Source organism: Nocardiopsis oceani, from assembly GCF_054777395.1.
In genome coordinates this window covers 48,813-66,740 of the sequence record NZ_BAAHAR010000006.1, presented here as the reverse complement: position 1 = coordinate 66,740, position 17,928 = coordinate 48,813, and the positions used below count along the sequence as shown (strand labels likewise).

15 protein-coding genes are annotated in these 17,928 nt (G+C 70.2%); 11 read left to right on the top strand and 4 right to left on the bottom strand.

All coding sequences use genetic code 11. The features are described 5' to 3' along the window. Positions 1-41 precede the first annotated feature (41 nt). Complete coding sequence (locus tag ACYVDG_RS04720) at positions 42-3,338, top strand: AfsR/SARP family transcriptional regulator (RefSeq protein WP_460747046.1); 3,297 nt, start codon at positions 42-44, stop codon at positions 3,336-3,338. 339 nt (positions 3,339-3,677) lie between these two features. Beyond that, the gene (locus tag ACYVDG_RS04715) at positions 3,678-4,970 is read left to right on the top strand and encodes an IS701 family transposase (RefSeq protein ID WP_460747131.1); all 1,293 of its coding nucleotides are present in this window, start codon (positions 3,678-3,680) and stop codon (positions 4,968-4,970) included. A gap of 109 nt (positions 4,971-5,079) precedes the next feature. On the opposite strand, the gene ACYVDG_RS04710 is transcribed toward ACYVDG_RS04715, so the two are convergent. The 3 genes from ACYVDG_RS04710 to ACYVDG_RS04700 form a co-directional block, all read right to left on the bottom strand. Continuing rightward, positions 5,080-5,421: a hypothetical protein gene (locus tag ACYVDG_RS04710; RefSeq protein WP_460747045.1), complete on the bottom strand. Its 342-nt coding sequence runs from the start codon at positions 5,419-5,421 to the stop codon at positions 5,080-5,082. A gap of 76 nt (positions 5,422-5,497) precedes the next feature. Then, positions 5,498-6,598, bottom strand: a complete 1,101-nt coding sequence (locus ACYVDG_RS04705) for a cytochrome P450 family protein (RefSeq protein WP_460747044.1) — start codon at positions 6,596-6,598, stop codon at positions 5,498-5,500. Next, positions 6,580-7,911, bottom strand: coding sequence for a cytochrome P450 family protein (locus tag ACYVDG_RS04700; protein ID WP_460747043.1), 1,332 nt, complete (start codon positions 7,909-7,911; stop codon positions 6,580-6,582). Before ACYVDG_RS04700 ends, ACYVDG_RS04705 begins: the two co-directional genes overlap by 19 nt. 633 nt (positions 7,912-8,544) lie before the next feature. Between ACYVDG_RS04700 and ACYVDG_RS04695 the strand changes: the two genes are divergently transcribed. From ACYVDG_RS04695 to ACYVDG_RS04660, 8 genes are all read left to right on the top strand, one after another. Beyond that, entirely contained in the window at positions 8,545-9,213 is a 669-nt protein-coding gene (locus ACYVDG_RS04695; protein WP_460747042.1) for a GntR family transcriptional regulator, read from the top strand. 95 nt (positions 9,214-9,308) lie between these two features. Beyond that, positions 9,309-10,280 (top strand): tripartite tricarboxylate transporter substrate binding protein, encoded by a 972-nt coding sequence (locus ACYVDG_RS04690; protein WP_460747041.1) that lies wholly within the window; start codon positions 9,309-9,311, stop codon positions 10,278-10,280. 5 nt (positions 10,281-10,285) lie between these two features. After that, positions 10,286-10,792 (top strand): tripartite tricarboxylate transporter TctB family protein, encoded by a 507-nt coding sequence (locus tag ACYVDG_RS04685; protein WP_460747040.1) that lies wholly within the window; start codon positions 10,286-10,288, stop codon positions 10,790-10,792. Continuing rightward, a complete protein-coding gene (locus ACYVDG_RS04680; protein ID WP_460747039.1) occupies positions 10,789-12,297 on the top strand; it encodes a tripartite tricarboxylate transporter permease in 1,509 nt (502 codons plus the stop codon). Before ACYVDG_RS04685 ends, ACYVDG_RS04680 begins: the two co-directional genes overlap by 4 nt. Positions 12,298-12,348: 51 nt before the next feature. Beyond that, positions 12,349-13,218 (top strand): dihydrodipicolinate synthase family protein, encoded by an 870-nt coding sequence (locus ACYVDG_RS04675; protein WP_460747038.1) that lies wholly within the window; start codon positions 12,349-12,351, stop codon positions 13,216-13,218. A gap of 43 nt (positions 13,219-13,261) precedes the next feature. Then, complete coding sequence (locus tag ACYVDG_RS04670) at positions 13,262-14,965, top strand: dihydroxyacetone kinase family protein (RefSeq protein ID WP_460747037.1); 1,704 nt, start codon at positions 13,262-13,264, stop codon at positions 14,963-14,965. A gap of 204 nt (positions 14,966-15,169) precedes the next feature. After that, positions 15,170-15,991, top strand: a complete 822-nt coding sequence (locus tag ACYVDG_RS04665; protein WP_460747036.1) for an SAM-dependent methyltransferase — start codon at positions 15,170-15,172, stop codon at positions 15,989-15,991. An 80-nt stretch (positions 15,992-16,071) separates the two neighbouring features. Beyond that, positions 16,072-16,458: a hypothetical protein gene (locus ACYVDG_RS04660; RefSeq protein WP_460747035.1), complete on the top strand. Its 387-nt coding sequence runs from the start codon at positions 16,072-16,074 to the stop codon at positions 16,456-16,458. A gap of 38 nt (positions 16,459-16,496) precedes the next feature. Here the strand turns inward: ACYVDG_RS04660 and ACYVDG_RS04655 are convergent, their stop codons facing one another. Then, positions 16,497-16,937 carry a MerR family transcriptional regulator gene (locus ACYVDG_RS04655; protein WP_460747034.1) on the bottom strand — a complete coding sequence of 147 codons (441 nt, stop codon included), beginning with the start codon at positions 16,935-16,937 and terminating at the stop codon, positions 16,497-16,499. Between the two features lie 61 nt (positions 16,938-16,998). Here ACYVDG_RS04655 and ACYVDG_RS04650 point away from each other — a divergent pair, with 61 nt between their 5' ends. Next, entirely contained in the window at positions 16,999-17,877 is an 879-nt protein-coding gene (locus ACYVDG_RS04650; protein ID WP_460747033.1) for an NAD(P)-dependent oxidoreductase, read from the top strand. Positions 17,878-17,928: the final 51 nt, after the last annotated feature.

Here is a 17,928-nt window from a genome sequence, read left to right as displayed (position 1 = left end):
TCCCACTCGATCCCCGCTGCCCGGAGGCCTAGGCTGAACGCATGCGAATCGGGGTTCTGGGGGCACTCGAGGTACGGCGCGACGACGGAGTGGTGGTCCCGGTCCCCGAGGCGAAGGTGCGCACGCTGCTGGTCGGGCTGCTGGTCCGCGAGGGGCGTCCGGTCGGTGCGGACACGCTCGCCGACGACCTCTGGGGGGACCGCCCTCCCGCGAACCCCGAGCGCGTGCTGCGCTCCAACCTGTCCAAGCTGCGCACCGTGCTGGACGGGGTGGAACCCGACGGGCGCGCCAGGGTGGTCCGCTCGGCCGCCGGATACCGGCTGGCAGTCGACAGCGGGGAGGTGGACGCCTGGCGCTTCCGTGAGCTTCGGGAACGGGCGCGTGAGCTCTCGGGGTGGGAACGGGTCGAGGCGCTGACCGAGGCGCTCGACCTGTGGCGGGGGCCGGCGCTGGCGGGGTTCGTGGACGTGCCCTTCGCTGAAGCGGTGGCCGCCGCGTTGGAGGAGGATCGCGCGGGCGCCGTGGAGGAGCGGGCCGAGGCCCGGCTCTCGCTCGGTGAACACCGCAGGGTCGTCGACGAGCTTGCCGAACCGGCCAGGGCCGAGCCGCTGCGCGAGAGCGTGCAGGAGCTGCGCATGCGGGCCCTCTACCTCTCCGACCGCCAGGCCGAGGCGCTGGCCGTGTTCGAACGGTTGCGGCACCAGCTGGCTGAGGAACTGGGCGCCGACCCCGGCCGCCGGATCTCCGCGCTGCACCGGGAGATCCTCCGGCAGGACCCGGTGCTCGGCGCCGACCCCGACGCGCATGGCCCCCGGGGGCCACAGAAGGCCGGCGAGCCCCCGGAGAGCCGACCGCCGCGCCCCCGAACCAACCTCCCCGCACCGGCCACCGCCCTCATCGGCAGGGAGCGCGACACTGAGGACGTCCTTGCCGGGGCGGTGTCGGAACGGCTGGTGACCCTGGTGGGGCCCGGTGGTGTGGGCAAGACCCGGCTCGCGCTGGAGGCCGCGGCCAAGCTCGGACCGGCCTTCGCGGACGGGGTCTGGTGGGTGGAGCTGGGCGCACTGCCTCCCGGGGTCCACCAGGAGGCGAGCGTGGCCGAGACGATCGCCGCGGCGGCGGGGCTCCGCGACACCGACGTCGGCGGGACCGGGAGCAGGGGCCCCGTCACCCTGCTCGCGGAGGCGCTCCGATCCACCAAGACCCTGATCGTGCTGGACAACTGCGAGCACGTGGTGGACGCGGTCGCCGACCTGGTGCGGCGGTTGCTGGCCGAGGCGCCGACCGTGCACTGTCTGGCCACCAGCCGTGAGCCCTTGACCGTTCCCGGTGAGACCGTCCTCGAGGTGTCACCCCTGGAACTCCCAGCGGACCCCGACGGACGGGGGGATCCGGGGGAGGGCCGCCTACCCGGTGCGACGCGGCTCTTCGTGGAACGCGCACGTGCGGCCGCACCCCGCTTCACCCTGGACGAACGGACCCGCCCGCTGGTCGACGTGATCTGCCGCGGGCTGGACGGACTGCCCCTGGCCCTGGAACTGGCGGCCAACCGGGTGCGCGCGCTCGGTGTGGAGGAGCTGGCGGCGCGCCTGGACGACCGCTTCGGGCTGCTGGCCGGAGGTGCGCGCGGGGTCCCCGACCGGCAGCGGACCCTGCAGGCGGTGGTCGACTGGAGCTGGGACCTGCTGACCGAACCCGAACGCCTGGTCCTGCGCAGGCTCGCGGCCCACGCGGGCGGATGCGGCCTTCTCGCGGCGGAGGCGGTGTGCGCTGGCGACGGGATCGAGGCCCACGAAGTGATGGAACCCCTGGCCAGGCTGGTCGGCCGTTCCCTGGTCGTCGCCGCGGACGACGGCGGGGGTCTGCGCTACCGGCTGTTGAAGACCGTCGCCGGCTACGCCGAGCAGCGGATGGTGGAGGCGGGCGAGGCCGGGGCCGTACGCGACCGGCACCTGAGCTACTACCTGGACCTCGCCGAACGCGCGGACACCGGGCTGCGCGGACCCGATCAGGTGGCCTGGTCGCGCCGGTTGGACACCGAGACCGCCAACATCCGTACGGCCTTCGACCACGCGGTCTCTACCGGTCGCACCGACGAGGCCCTGCGCTTGGCCGTCGCCACCTCCTGGCACCGCTGGCTGCGCGGCCGCTTCGGGGCGGCCTACCGGGATCTCGGTACCGTCCTGGAGATGGACGGCGGCATCCCGGTCCACCGGGCCAGGGCTGTCACGGAACGGACCCTGCTGGAGGTGTTCCTCGCCACCACCGACGACCCCGTGGGCGCCGCGTGGCGGTCGGTGGAGCAGTTCGACGCGGACGAGGACCCCGTGGACCGGGCCAGGGCACAGCAACAGGTGGGCTCGTTCCTGGTAGAGGTCGGTGAGCTGGCCGCCGCGGAGGAACACCTGGGTGCCGCACTGCCCGTCCTGACTGAGCACGACGACACGTGGGGCTTGGCCCGGGCCCTGTGTTCCAACGCCCAGCTGGACCAGCTCCGAGGTAAGTACGCCGAGGTCAAGGCGGCCGCACAGCGGGCATGGCACTTGTTCGGCTCGCTCGGCAGCGGGTGGGGGCGGCTGCGCGCGGACTCCGTCCTGTGCCGCGACGCGGAGGTGCGCGGGGAATACGAGGAGGCCGTCCGGATCGCGGGGGAGGCCCTGGAGCTGGCCGAAGGCTTGGAGATGCGGGGCGAGCTGTGCTTCTGGCTCTCCTCTCTGGGCCGGGTCCTCCTCCTGCGCGGCGACCGCGAGCGGGACGACTACGGCGAGGCCGCTCGCATGCACGAGCGGGCGCGGACCACGGCCGTCGAGATGGGGGAGGTCTACGGCGAGTGCCACGCCGTGCTGGGTCTGGTCACCGGGGCCAGGCTGGAGGGCGAGCACGAACGCGCGGCGGAGCGGCTCCGCGGCTGGTTCGAGCTGTTCGGCCAGGCGCCCGTGTCGGCGCTGCACACGGTCGCCCTCGTGGAACGGGGCTTTCTGGCCGAGGCGGACGGGGATGTGGCGGCTGCCCTGGCCGCGCACGGCGAGGCACTCGAACTGGCTCTCGGTACCGGCTCCCCGCCCATGGCCGCACCGGCCCTGGAAGGCTTGGCCGGCGCTTGGGCCCGGGCCGGTGACGGCAAGCGGGCCAGCCGGTACCTCGGTGCGGCCTGGGCAGCCCGGGCGCCGGGGCCGACCAGTGAGGGGCCACTTCACGCCGTTCCCGAGTCCGCGGCCCATCCGGACGGTCGGAGGGTGTTCGAGGCGGTCCGGGCCCTGCTCGCCGAGGAGGACCTCGCCGCCGGGCTCGCCGAGGGTGAACGCTTGGCTGACCTGGGCCGCCACCGGGAGATCTGAGCCGCCCGGGGCGCCCTACGCGCCCGCCCACTCCCCCTGACGGGTTCGACGGCCTCGGGCACCCTGCCAATAGTGCGACGCGCCGGACGGTTGCCGGGAAGGTACCGGCCGGGACAGAAGACCTCCGGGGGACCAATCGAAAGGTCTGCGTTGGAGCAGCCGACCGTTACCCCTTGGAAGTACTCGTCTAGTACTCCAGTTGTAGATCCGGTTTGCCCTGACCTGGAACTATTCGCTGGAAATGACAGCACGACAAGCCTTTGATCTGGGGAAACACCAGACACACGGACGGCCACCGCGTGATCATCGATGGTTGTGAAGACAACGAAAACCCAGGCGGTGGCCGCTGACATCAGCGTAGCGGCCCAGCGCTGGCCACACCGGCTGAACGAGTTGATCCACGCCATCTCCACCCGTCTGGCCCGACCCGAGACCCAACACACCGCCCACGACCTCCTGCGCGGCCTGCTCGCCCCACTCCCACGCAAGAACTGCTGGACCCTGTCCGAACACGTCGGCCACCCCAACCCCCACCGCTTCCAGCACCTGCTCTCCCGCGCCCAGGTCAACGAAGTGGGCCTCGTCGAGGACCTACGCACCTACGCCCGCACCCATCTGGGAGAACAAGACGCGGTCCTGATCCTGGACGAGACCGGCGACCTGAAGAAGGGCACCACAACGGTCGGCGTCCAACGCCAATACACCGGCACCGCCGGGCGCATCGAGAACGCCCAGGTCGCGGTCTACCTCGCCTACGCCACCCCGGCCGGGCACGCGTTGATCGACCATCGCCTCTACCTCCCCCGCTCCTGGACCACCACCCCCGCACGCCTGCAAACGGCGGGCGTTCCCGACCACATCGCCTTCGCCACCAAACCCGAACTCGCCGCCCAGATGATCACCTCAGCTTTGGAGACGACCACACCCGCGAAGTGGGTGGCCGCCGACGAGGTCTACGGAGGCAATCCGCGCCTGCGCCAAACGCTGGAGGAGCACCGGCTCGGGTACGTCATGGCCGTGGCCCACACCGAACGCCTGGTGCTGCCACACGGCCCGGCCACCGTCGGCGAGCTCGCGGTACTGGCCCCAAGCTCCGCGTGGCAACGCCTGTCCGCGGGGCCGGGAGCCAAGGGCCAGCGCTTCTACGACTGGGCGCTCATCGATGCCGAACCCGTCCCAGGCGGGTACCGGTGGGCGCTGATCCGACGCCACCGCACCACGGGCGAGCTGGCGTTCTACCGGTGCTACGCACCCGAAGTGGTGCCGTTGAAGCGTCTGGTCGCCATCGCTGGGCGCCGGTGGGCGGTCGAGGAGAGCTTCCAGCAGGGCAAGGGCCTGGCCGGGCTGGACGAGCACCAGGTGCGCACGTGGTGCTCCTGGCACCGATGGAGCCTGTTCGCGATGCTCGCCTACGCCTTCCTCGCGGCCATGGCCGTCATCGAAGCCCGCCAGAACCCGTCCATGGTCGAGCTGATTGCGTTGACCTGCAACGAGATCGCTCACTTGCTCAACGCCCTGTTCACCACGGATCCCGACATCGAGCACGTGCTGGGATGGTCGCTGTTCAGACGCGCCCACCAAGCGAACGCCCGTCAATGCCACTACCGCAGACAGGCACTCCAGGAACTATGACAAACCGGAACTACAACTGGAGTACTAGACACGCCCGCAGAGGGCTGGAGGCAGCCGAGTGTCTCGATTTAAGACATGGGTCACACGGTGGCTCCTGAAGGTGAGCCGGTCAGTGCGCTCCGGGGCCCTCACGAAGGAAGAACGCGGTGGTGCGGTCCCGGGCGGCCTCGGCCTCCGCGCGCGGGGTGCCCGTCTCCATACTCGCCTCGCCCCAGCGGGCGCTGCTGGCGGTGATGAACCGGCGGCCCTCGTCGGTCCCCTCCCAGCCCTCGGCCTCCTGGGGCGTGTTCGCCCCCGCGTGCAGGTGCCGCTCCAGGACGAGGAAGGCCAGGTCCCAGCCCACGCCGGTGGCGCCCGGGCCGAACTGCTTCCAGAACATCGCCTCCGTGTCGGCCAAGAGCTCCAGGAGGCGCCGTGTGACCGGGTCGCCGAGAACGTCGAAGGCGTGCATGACTTCAGGACATCGGTGATGGCTTATATCAGCGAGAGCCAAATTAAGGCGGAGTGTCCCGCACCAAGACGACCGCTCAGCCCAGGACCACTGGGAGGCGCTCGGCGCCCCTGGACACGATGGACGGGGCCTCGGGGACTTCCTCGCCCTCGGCCAGGCGGATGTTCGGGAAGCGGGTGAACAACTTCTCCAGGGCGGTGATGCCCTCCAGCCGGGCCAGCCCCGCGCCCAGGCAGAAGTGCGGGCCGTGCGAGAACGCCAGGTGTCCGCGCTGCTTCCTCGTGAGGTCGAAAACGTGCGCGTCCGCGCCGTGCTGGGCGGGGTCCCGGCCCGCGGCGCCGAAGCCCATCAGCAGGGCCTCGCCCTCGGGCACGCGCACCCCGGACAGCGTGACCTCGGCCGCCGTGTAGCGCAGCGGCAGGTACTGGATGCTGCCGTCCCAGCGCAGGGTCTCCTCTACGACGTCGGCCCACGAGGCCTCGCCGCTCCGCACCAGGGCGAGCTGTTCGGGGTGGGTGAGCAGCGCGTGCACGGCGTTGCTGATGAGGTTCATCGTGGTCTCGTAGCCCGCGCCGATCATGAGGATGAGGGTCCACACGAGCTCGGTGTGGGAGAGCTTCTCGTCTCCCTCGGCGCGCGCCTCCAGCAGGGCGCTGGTGAGGTCGTCCCCGGGGTCCTCCGCCTTGGCCTCGGCCAGCCCGGCCAGGAAGGCCTGCAGGTCGATGTTGGTCTGAGCCGCCACCTCCGGTGTGGTGGTCGCGTCGAAGACCCGGTGCACCAGGGTGTGCAGGGTGTCCCGGTGCTCGACGCCGACCCCGAACAGTTCGGAGATCACCGTCATGGGCAGGGGCAGCGACAGCGCGGCCTTGAGGTCGACCGGCCCGGGGCCGGCGGCTTCGGCGGAGTCCAGGAGCTCGTCGGTGATCTCCTCGACGCGCGGCCGCAGGACCTCCACCCGGCGGGGGGTGAACGCCTGGGAGGCCAGGGTGCGCAGGCGGCGGTGCCGGTCACCGTCCGCGGTGAGCATGTTGTCCGGGGCGATCCAGGAGATCAGCGGCCAGTCCATGGGGATCTCGCCTCGGGTCCAGGGACGCCAGTGCCGGGCCTCCTTGCGCACGTCCGGGTGGGCCAGGGCCTCGGTGATGACATCGTGGCCGGTCAGCGCCCGAACAACCACGCCACCAGTGATCTCAACCTCGACGACGGGGCCTCGCTCGCGTAGTCGGGCTGTCTGTCGGTGGAGGTCGTAGGGGTGGAGGACGGGGATGTCTGCTGCCATGGCGGTGTGGTGCCCTTCGGGGGTTCGGGGGTGAACATGACGGGGAGTTGGGACAGGGCCAGCGCGAACGGCGCCGGGCGCCACTGGGCGTCGCCCTCCGCCATCCGCACGTCGGAGAGGCGCCTGGTCAGCGTCTCCACCCCGACCTGGGCGATGGCGTAGGCGAACCCCTGGGCGGGGCAGCGGTGCGGGCCGACACCGAAGGCCAGGTGGGCGCGGTTGCCCAACTCGATGTCGGGGCCCCCTCCGGACAGCTCGGCGTGCGCGGCCGCGTACCCGAGTAGGACCGGCTCCCCCGCCCGGATCACCGTGTCGAGGTCGACCCGCACGTCCTCCACCGGGTAGAGGACGGGGTAGTTGTTGACCGGCGGGTCGCGCCAGAGCACCTGGTCGATCGCCTCACCGACCCCGACCCGGGCGCTGTTGAAGGCGCGCCTGACCTCGGCGTCCGCCATGAGCGCTCGCATGGTTCCGGAGATGAGGTTGGCGGTGGGCTCGGCGCCCGCGCCGATGGTCACGACCAGCTGGTGCAGCATCTCCTCGTCGGAGAGCCCGGCCCGGTGCTGGAGCAGCCACGAAGTGACGTCCTCCCCGGGATCGGCGTGCTTGGCGGAGATCGCGTCGGACAGGGCGCGCTCGTACTCGCCGTTGGCCTTGGCGGCGTCGATGCCGTCCCACAGGTCGCTCAGGGAGTTGAGGACCCGCTCACCGACGTCGCGCGAGAAGCCGAACAGGTCGCAGAGCACCAGCAGCGGCAGCAGACGCGCGTACTCGGAGACCAGATCGGCGCGGCCCCGCTCCGTGAAGGCGTCGATGAGGGTGTGGGCGTGCAGGCGGGTGATGTCGCCGACCCTGCTCTCCGGGATACGCCCGAGGGAGTCGACCACCGAGCGCTTGAGCCGGGCGTGCTCGTCGCCGTCGGTGAAGAGGAGGTTGGGCCGGTGCATCATCATCGCGACGGCGGGCGCGTCGTCGGGGATCCGGCCTTCCCGCCAGTCCCGCCACAGGCGCGAGTCGCGGCGGAAGGTGCGGGTGTCCCGGCACCAGGCGGTGATCTTCGAGTAGTCGGCGACGACCCAGGCCCTGATCCCGGGGAAGATCTCCGCGGGGAAGATGGGCCCGTGCTCTTGGACCATACGGCGGTTGACCGCGTGCGGGTCCGCGTGGAAGTCGGCGGAGTGGAGCTCGGCGTACGGGCAGCGGGGGGCCAAGGAGATCCTGTCCAAGAGGGTGGCTGGGGGTGACGGGACGGCTCAGTCTTATGTCACAACCCGGACTTTAGACCCATTACGCAACACCGACAACTCCTGCCCCACAGGGTTTCCCGCGTTCCGTGTCGGGCGAGCGCGCCTGTCCGCTCGGCACCCCCGTGGACTGACCGTGCTGACCTGGACAAAGGTTCGGTCGCCCGGGGTCATTCAGCTGGTGCCCAGGGTCATGTCCTTGCTCATCCTGAGGCCGATTCACTGTGGCCTCCACTGAAACCGGCTCGTCCGGATGCGAGTGTGCACTCCTTAGGGGCTCGCGGTGTGAATCAGTGGGAATGCGTCGGCCCGTTTCACAGCCCTGGTGGTCGAGGGGGTCGTCGAGCGCTAAAAGTTCACTCCTGGGAAACATCATGATTACCGACGGTGGCCACTGGCCACTGGCCGCTGTCGGGGCGTGGCCGAGGGCCGGGTCGGAGAGCGGAATCTTCGGGTCCTCTCCGCTGGAAGCCCCTGCCGCGCAAGGAAAGTGCGCTTGACCTCGCAACACTCACACAGGTGCCCCTCGTTGCAGCTATTGACACACGTCACACGGTGAGCCAATCTGGTTAACCGTTAACGGTTAACCGAAAGGACATCATGTCGGAGATCCTGCCGATCAAGCACCAGGCACTGGGTGACAAGGTCGCCAGTGAGCTCCGGCGTCTGATCATCACTGGGCGCTACGCCCCTGGGACGTCGTTGGTCGAAGGGCACCTGGCCGAACAGTTCAACCTGAGCCGCGGCCCGATCCGTGACGCCCTCAAGACCCTGGCTTCCGAAGGGCTCATCGACACCAACCGCCGAAGTGCGACGGTCGTCGGACTGAACGGTGAGGACATCGACGAGCTCTTCTCCCTACGGGGTTCGCTGGAGCGCCTGGCCCTGGAGATCGGGATCGGGCGCGACCGGAACAGGCTCGCTCGGGAGCTCCGATCCCCGCTCGAACAGATGCGTGAGGCGCGAAAGGCACATGACCCGGAGGCCTTCACCGCCGCCGACGTGCGGTTCCACTCCGTCTTCTACGACGTAGCCGGACACCGGCGCCTCGCTGACGTGTGGGCGCAGTACCGACCGACCATCGAGGTCCTGCTCCTGGCGTCCAACGAGCGCTACACCGACCTCGGACCCTCAGTCGCCGCGCACGAGGTACTGGCCGGACTGGTCGAGACCGGTGAGCCCGACGCGGTCTTCGAGGAGCTCCGCGGGCACCTGGACAACGCCCGGCTCAGGCTCAGGGAGCCCTACACGACCCCCGGATCCGACTGACCCCGGGTGGTCACTGAACACCCGGTCCCCGACCCACGGCTCATGTCCCGCGACGCCATTACGGAGCCGACACCACCGAAACACCGGAGAGCACCATGCGTTCCAGTACCTTCCGCCTGACGGCGTCCGCACTGGCGATCACCGCCCTGACCGCGGGGTGCGCCGACCGGGGCGGCGTCAACGAGGACGCGGGGGAGTACCCCAGTGAGGACCTCACCCTCGTCGTGCCCTACGAGGCCGGAGGCGCCTCGGACCTGGCGGCCCGCACCCTCGCCTCCGAGATGGAGGAGGTCCTCGGACAGAGCATCGTCGTCGAGAACCGCAGCGGCGGAGCCGGTTCCGTGGGCCTGGAGGACCTGGCCGGACGCTCCGCGGACGGCTACAGCATCGGATACCTGCCGGTGGAGACCGTCATGCTCGATCACCAGGGCTACGAGGTGGACCCCGCGGACTACGACCTCGTCGGACAGATGGTCTCGGTCCCCGCTACTATCGCCGTCCCAGAGGACAGCCCCCACGAGACCCTCGACGACCTGGTCGAGGCCGCCCAGGCCGATCCGGGCTCCGTCTCGGTCTCCAACTCAGGGGCCGGATCCATCTGGGAGGCGGCCACCACCGAACTCGGGCAGGTCGCCGACGCCGAGTTCCAGCCGGTGCCCTTCGACGGCGGATCCCCCGCTGTCACGGCCGCCGTCGGCGGCCAGGTAGATGCGGTGATCGCGGGCCTGTCTGAGACCGCGCCCGCTCACGCTGACGACCAGATCCGGGTCCTCGCGGTCTTCGACTCCGAGCCGTCGGAGGCCCTGCCTGGGGTGGAGACCGCCGCCGAGCAGGACCTGGACGTCGTGATCGGTGGCTGGGGAGGTATCGGAGCTCCAGCCGGCGTGCCCGAGGAGGTGCTCCAGCAGCTGGAGGAGGCCTTCGACCAGGCTGCCGACTCGGAGGAGTTCGTCTCCGTCATCACCGACTCCGGGGATATCCCGGTCAACGTGCCCTCGGACGAGTTCGCCGAGTTCGTCGACCAGGAGTACGCCCGCTTCGGCGACCTGATCGCGGAACAGGACTGAGTACTGTGCCCACCCGAGCTGTTGACCAGGCAACGCCGCCGGAGGCGCAGGACGGGCGTCCCCGCCGCAAGCTCCGCGACCTCGTCCCTGCCGGGGCCGGCGCGTTGCTCGCCGTGTCCGTGTTCGCTTTGGCCGCCCAGATCCCCGAGGGCGCGCAGCTCACGCAGTTCAGCCCCCGCTGGTGGCCCGAACTGCTGTCGGTCGCCCTGCTGGCCCTGAGCACCTGCCTCGCCGTGCAGGCCTTTCGGAGGCCTTCCGGCGCCGCCGAGGACATCGCACCCGAACCCGCCACGCGCGAGGGCACCCGGCGCCTGGTCCTGATGCTCGCGGCCGTCGCGGGATACGGGGTGCTCTGGTACTTCATCGACTTCCGGGTCTCGACCACGGTCCTGTTCATCGCTCTGACCTGGTTCGGCGGCGGCCGCGGCTGGAAGGCGCTGATCCTCTTCCCCGTCCTGGCGACAGGGGTCCTCTACCTGCTGTTCGGCGTCCTGCTGAGAGTGCCACTATGAGTCCGATCATCGAGGGGTTCAGCGCGCTGCTGGATCCCACCGTCATCCTGTGCATCGCCGTGGGTGCCCTCCTGGGCATGCTCGTCGGTGCCTTCCCCGGCGTAACAGCGACCATGGCCGTCGCCCTGGCCAGCGGCTTCACCCTTTCGCTCGACCCGTTGCCCGGCCTGGCCGTATTGCTCACCATCTACGTCGCGGCCAACTTCGGCGACCGTGTCCCGGCGATCCTCATCAACACACCGGGAACGCCAGCCTCCATCGCCACGACCTTCGACGGCTACGCCATGTCGCGCCAGGGGAAGGCGGGGCTGGCACTGACCTCGTCAGCTTTCGCCTCCGCATGGGGCACGCTCGTCGGTGTCATCCTGCTCATGGTCGCAGCGATCCCGCTGTCACAGCTGGCCTTGAACTTCGGTCCGGCCGAGATGTTCGCCCTGGTCGTCTTCGGACTGACGATGATGGTCGGGGTGTCCGGAGGGCGGATCGTTAAGGGGCTCATGGCGGGCGGGCTCGGCCTGCTCCTGGCGGCTGTGGGCCGCGACCCGATCACGGGTACGCCCCGGTTCACGTTCGGCGCGACCGAGCTCTCCGACGGCATCCCCTTCATCGCCGCGATCATTGGTCTGTTCGGCATCGCTGAGGTGATGAACCAGATCCTGGTGCACCGGCGGGGCCGTGCCGCGGAGCCGATCAAGAAGTTCGGCCGCTGGTTCCCCACCCGTGGTGACTGGCGCACCATGTTCAAGCCGCTCGCGGTCGGCAGCGGTGTGGGCGGGGTCGTCGGCGTCGTCCCCGCAACTGGCGGTGACATCGCGGGCATCCTCGGTTGGGACCAAGCGCGCCGGGCCTCCAAACGGCCGGAGGAGTTCGGCAAGGGCTCCCTGGAAGGTCTCACCGCGGCCGACACCTCGTCCAACGCGACCCTGGGCGGATCCGTCACCACGACCCTGGCCCTGGGCTTGCCCGGCGACTCGGTCATGGCCGTCATGATCGGCTCCATGGTCGTCTGGGGCATCCAGCCTGGGCCCTCCCTGTTCGCCAACCAGCCCGACCTGGTCTACAGCATCGCCGGCATCATGCTGATCGCGACCGTCGTCGCCCTGGTGATCAGCCTGCTGCGTATGCGCGGAGTGGCCAAGCTCCTGGAACTGCCGCAGCACTTCCTCTGGGCGGTAATCCTCGTCTTCTGCATGGTCGGTACCTACGCGGTGAACAACAGTGTGTTCGACGTGGGAATCATGCTCGTCTTCGGGCTGGTCGGCCTGTTCCTCAAACGCTTCGGCATTCCGCCCGGCCCGGTCGTCCTCGGCCTGATCCTGGGGAACCTGGCCGAAGGCAACCTGCGCAGGGCCTTGGAGATCGACGGTATACAGACCATTCTGACCAGCCCCATCGCACTGCTTCTACTGGCGGTGAGCGTGCTCGCGCTCGCCATTCCGCCGCTCCGCTCCGCCTGGCGCACGCGCCGGGCACGCCGGGACGAGGCCGCCACCGTCTCGACCTGACCCCTGTACCGCCCCCCGCGCCACTCACGATTCCCCTGAGGAGAACCACGCATGCCCGTGCAAGCACAGGTGATCACCGCCCTTCCCACCCCGTTCACCAGGGAGGAGGGGCTGGACACCCAAGGCGCCTCCGAGCTTTTCACCGCAGTTCGCGACCGGGGGGTGGACGGCGTGTTCGTCGCCGGGACCACGGGGGAGTTCACCGCCCTCGACGACGATGAGCGCCTGAGCCTCATCCGGATCGCGCTTGACGTCTTCGGACCGGACCGCGTCTACGCCCACGTGGGGGCGGCCGCACCCCGCCAGGCCGCGCGACTGGCCCGCGCCGCTGTGGACGCCGGGGCAAGCCGGCTGGCCGCGATCACTCCCCATTTCCTACCCGCCCCCGAGGATGCCCTAGTGCGCTACTACGAGCGCCTGGTGGCCGCGGCCGGTGATGCTGAGGTCCACGCCTATCTGTTCCGGGCGCGCTCCACCACGGAGGCCCGACCCCAGGTCCTGAGGCGTCTCGCTGACGCGGGTGTCCGCGGCGTGAAGATCAGTGGTGAGACCGATGCTTCGGTCTCGAGCTACCTGGCGGCCGCTCCCGACGGCTTCTCGGTTCTGTCCGGCAATGACATCGCGTTCGAGGAATTCGTCCGCTCCGGCGGAAAGGGAGTGGTTTCCGGGGTCTCCTCGGTGTTCCCCTCACCCTTCGTGGCCTTGCGCGATGCCCTCAACAAGGGGGACGACGAGGGTGTCCGCGCAGCCCAACCGCTGATCGAGCGAGCGGTATCGGCCGTCCAAGCGGGCAGCATCCCGCACCTGAAGGCGGGACTAGCTGTCCAAGGTCTGTTCGCCGGACCCGCGCGCGTGTGCGGGGACGCCGTGTCCGAGGCCGACCTGTCGGTCCTCCGGGAGACGGCAGAAGCACTGGCCTGACCACTGGCGGACGGAGGTCGCGAGAACGAGAGGTAGGCGCACCGTGGCACTAAAAAAGATCATCAACCGGCCCGAGGACTTCGTCGACGAGGTGACTGAAGGGTTGCTACTGGCGCACCCGGACCGCTTGCGAGCGGCCACCGTGGACCGGCGGGCTCTGGTCCGTGCCGACGCTCCGCTGGACGGGCGCGTGGGTATCGTCACCGGAGGGGGCTCAGGGCACCTGCCGCTGTTCCTCGGCTACGTTGGCCAGGGGCTGGCCACAGGAGTGGCGGTGGGCAACGTGTTCTCGTCCCCCTCCGCCGAACAGATCGCCGCAGCCACACGCGCCAGTCACGGGGGCGCTGGCGTGCTCTACCTCTACGGCAACTATGGCGGCGACGTCTACAACTTCGACTTGGCAGCCGACGTCGTGGCGGCGGAGGGGGTCGAGACGGCGACGGTACTGGGCACCGACGACGTGATGTCGGCACCCAGAGGCAAGGAGGAAACCCGGCGAGGTGTGGCGGGGCTCTTCTTCGCCTACAAGATCGCCGGTGCCGCGGCCGAGCGCGGCGACGACCTCGAGTTGGTCCGCGCGGCGGCACAGCGGACCGTGGACGCCACCCGCACCATGGGAGTGGGATTGTCCCCGACGATCCTCCCCGCGGCGGGCGAGCCCACCTTCACTCTGGACGAGGGCGAGATGGAAGTCGGGATCGGCATCCACGGAGAGCCCGGGAGCCACCGGGGCGCCTTGGAGACCGCGGATGAGATTACCGACCGCTTGCTCACCGAGATCCTGGCCGAGCTCGACCCCGGGGCCGGGAACCGAGTCGCTGTACTGGTTAACGGACTGGGCGCGACGCCTCTGGAGGAGCTGTACCTGATCTACCGGCGTGTCCACCGGGTACTGAGCGAGCGCGGAGTCATCGTCCACCGGCACTACGTGGGGGAGTTCGCCACGAGCCTGGAGATGGCGGGTGCCTCGGTTTCCCTCCTGTTGCTCGACGGCGAGCTGGCCGGGCTCCTCGACGCGCCCGCCGCGTCCCCGTTCTTCGCCCAGGGCACCACGGCCGCGCCGACCGCGCGTGCGCCGAAGGCCGCTGGCAGCGGACTGGAGGGCGGGGCGGCCCCGCGCGTGCGCCGTACCGATCGGGTGAGCGAGCTGAGGCGAGTGCTCGCGGACACCCTGGATCGGATGCCCGCACACGCCGGGGAACTGCGGGACCTGGATTCGAGGCTCGGAGACGGGGACCTGGGGGTCACGGTCTCCTCCGGAGCGCTGGCGGCCCGGCAGGTACTGCTCGAACTGCCAGAGGATGCCCACGATGCGGATGTCCTGCGCGCTGCCGCCACGACCTTCGCAGCGGCCAACCCGTCGACGTTCGCCGCACTGACCGGTGCCGGGGTGCTTGCCGCCGCAGCGGAGGCGGAAGGGTTGGACGCGGTCTCAGCCGCGGCCGCAGCACGTTTGACCGGCGCTGTCTCTCGCAGGGTGCGGGAGCGGGGCGGTGCTAGTCCCGGCGACAAGACGTTCGTGGACGGACTGGTGCTGGTCGAAGAGGCCCTTGTCGGTGTGCGGGACCCCGGCGAGGCCGTACACGCGGCTGTCCTCGCCGCTGAGCGGGCGGTCGCCGAGACGAGTGCGCTGACCTCGGCGAAGGGGCGCGCTGCCTGGGTCGGTGAGCGCGGCGCCGGTGAGCGGGACCCTGGTTCCGTGGCTCTGCTCCGGTTCTTGGAAGCGTGGCGCGACAGTCTCGCCTGAGGTCGTTCAGACCGGTACCGGCACGTTGACGGTTCCCTCCGGCCGGGACGCCGCCTGTACCGAGTGCTGCGAATCCGAGCGAAAACGTGCCGTCGGATAGCCTCGCCGCGAGTAGATCCCCGCTGCAGGCAGGCTTTCCGGGTGCGGGAGCGCCGGGAAACCCGCACTGCGGAGGGGGCACCCCCTGCGTATCGAGGTAGAGGTATGACTGACGACCCGTCCCCGTCCGCCCTCGCCGGTTCCGGTGCCGCGCGGCAGATCGACACCACCAGGACCCACTCCGCCCGGATCTGGAATTACTGGATGGGCGGCAAGGACCACTACCCGATCGATCGCGTGGCCGGCGACCAGGTGGCCGCGTCCTACCCGGAGATCGTGGACCTGGCCCGCAGCAGCCGGGAGTTCCTGGTCCGCGTCGTGAACCACCTGGCGGGCGAGGCGGGCATCCGCCAGTTCCTCGACATCGGTACCGGGATGCCCACCGCCAACAACACCCATGAGGTCGCCCAAGCGGTGGCACCGGAGTGCCGCGTGGTCTACGTGGACAACGACCCCCTCGTACTCGCGCACGCGCGCGCACTCCTGGTCGGCACACCGGAGGGCGTCACCGACTACATCGACGCCGACCTGCGCGAACCCGACACCATCCTGCGGCGGGCCGCCGAAGCCCTGGACTTCGACCAACCCGTCGGGCTGATGCTCATGGGGGTCCTGGGCCACATCCCCGACGAGGAGGTACTGCCGATCGTGCGCCGCCTCCTGGCCGCCCTTGCGCCCGGCAGCTACCTGGCCAGTTACGACGGCACCAACACGAGCGAGGCCTACAACCGGGCCATCGAGGAGGGCAATAAGCACGGAGACGTCCCCTACCTCCTGCGCAGCCCGGAGGAGTTCGCCGCCCGGTTCGAAGGGCTGGAGCTGCTGGAGCCCGGCGTGGTCCCCTGCCCCGAGTGGCGTCCCTACCCCGTCGAGGCCGGTATCCGCCGCGGCATGGACCAGTACGGCGGGGTGGCGCGCAAGCCGTGACGCCCAGCACGTCCGCAGCCGGCCATGTTCGGGGTGGCGCAGTCCCGACTGATCAGCGGGGGGCGTGGTATGGATCAGACATGGCTGAACACACCCCGGCCACCCCAGGCCAGCCCGCCGAACATCCCGACAGCGGCATCACCGGTGGCCAGACCGGTGATGCCGTCGCAGCCGAGGTCCATGCCCAGCTGGAACACCGGCTCGTCGGATACGACGCGGCGGCCCGGAAGTCCGAGGCCGACGCCCGCAAGGCCGAGGCGGAGTCCCGGCAGGCCAAGGAGATGCGCAAGGCGCGCGGCAGCACCAACGCGACCATCGGCGGCGCCTTGTTCTTCTCGCTGCTGTTCGGAGCCCCGAGCAGCCTCTCGGCGCTGGGTTCCGGCGGCGTGGCGGCCTTCGCGGTCGTATGGATCGCGCTGGCGGCGATCAACACAGCGATTGTGCTGGGGCTGACCCGCCGGATCTGACCCGCCGTGCGCCCGGAGCGCAGAACATCCTCGCAGCGTCAGGTCGTACCGCTCGGTTGGGAAACTGCCGCCTGCCCTGCCTCGATGATGGCCTCGAGTGAGGAGCGGGCCGACTGCAGTTCGTCGATCCGGCCGGTGATGCGGTCCCGCTCCTTCACCAGTTCGGTGACGAGTTCACCGCACGCCGGAGCGACCACCTGACCGTCGTCCGTAGAGCAGGGCAGGACCTCCCGGGCCATCTCGGAGTTGAGGCCCGCTGCCAGCAGGACCCGGATGCGGCGCACCAGGTCCACGTCTCCCTCCGAGTAGGCCCGGTAACCGTTGGCCTGACGGCGGGGCCGGAGCAACCCCTGTTCCTCGTAGTAGCGCAGAGCACGGGTGCTCACCCCTGCACGCCGCGCCAGTTCGCCGATCCTCACCGCGCCTCCCGCTACTGACTTGACCTTCACGCTGGCGTCAAAGTCTACGTTCGGTGCCATGACAGCAAACACAGCACACGAACACGGCGCCGGGACCTCTACGACGCCCGACAGTGCCCCCGTGACAGTGATAGGCCTCGGACCCATGGGTCGGGCCCTAGCGGAGTCCCTGCTCCGGTCCGGGCACCCGACCACCGTCTGGAACCGCACGCCGGGGAAGGCCGACCAGCTCGTCGGCCAAGGGGCGCGCCTGGCGGGCTCCGCTGCCGAAGCGCTGGCGGCCAACGGTGTCGCGGTCCTCTGCCTGATCGACGGCGCGGCGGTCGACAGCGTCCTCGACCGGGCCGCACGCGAGACCGACCTGTCCGGTCTGGTAGTCGTCAACCTCACCGCCGACACCCCGGAACTGACCCGGGGACTCGACCAGCGCCTTGCCGAACGGGGGATCACGCTGCTGGACGGAGCGATCATGACGGGCGCCGAAACCATCGGTACCCGGGCCACCCGCGTCCTGTACTCGGGTCCGCAGGAAACCTACGAAGCCCACCGGGACCTGCTCTCGGCCTTCGGTGGCACGGCGCACTACCTCGGTTCGGAGGTGTCAGCCGCGGCCACCTACGACGTCGCCCTGCTCACCCAGTTCTGGACCTCGATCGGCGGTGTCGCACACGCCCTCGCCTACGCACGTGCACAGGGCCTGGACGTGAACCTGGTGGCCCCGCACGCCGCGGCGATGTCGCGACTCGCGGCCGACGTTCTGCCCGAGCTGGCCTCCGACCTCGTCGAGGGGAGTTTTTCGGGGGCCGACAGCTCCTCTCTCGATTCGGTCTCGGCCAGCCTGGGCCACCTGCGTGCGGCGATGACGGCGGCGGGTGTGCCAGAAGGGGGCCTCGAAGCCACCCACGCCGTCGTGGAGCGGGCCCGCGACGCCGGTTACGGGGGTGACTCTCCGAGCAGGCTCGCCGATGTGCTCGGCCCACACGCGGCCGACGGTTCCTGACTGGGGAGAGGTGGTGGTGTGCCTGGCAGCGGGGGCGGGCACGCCCCGTGG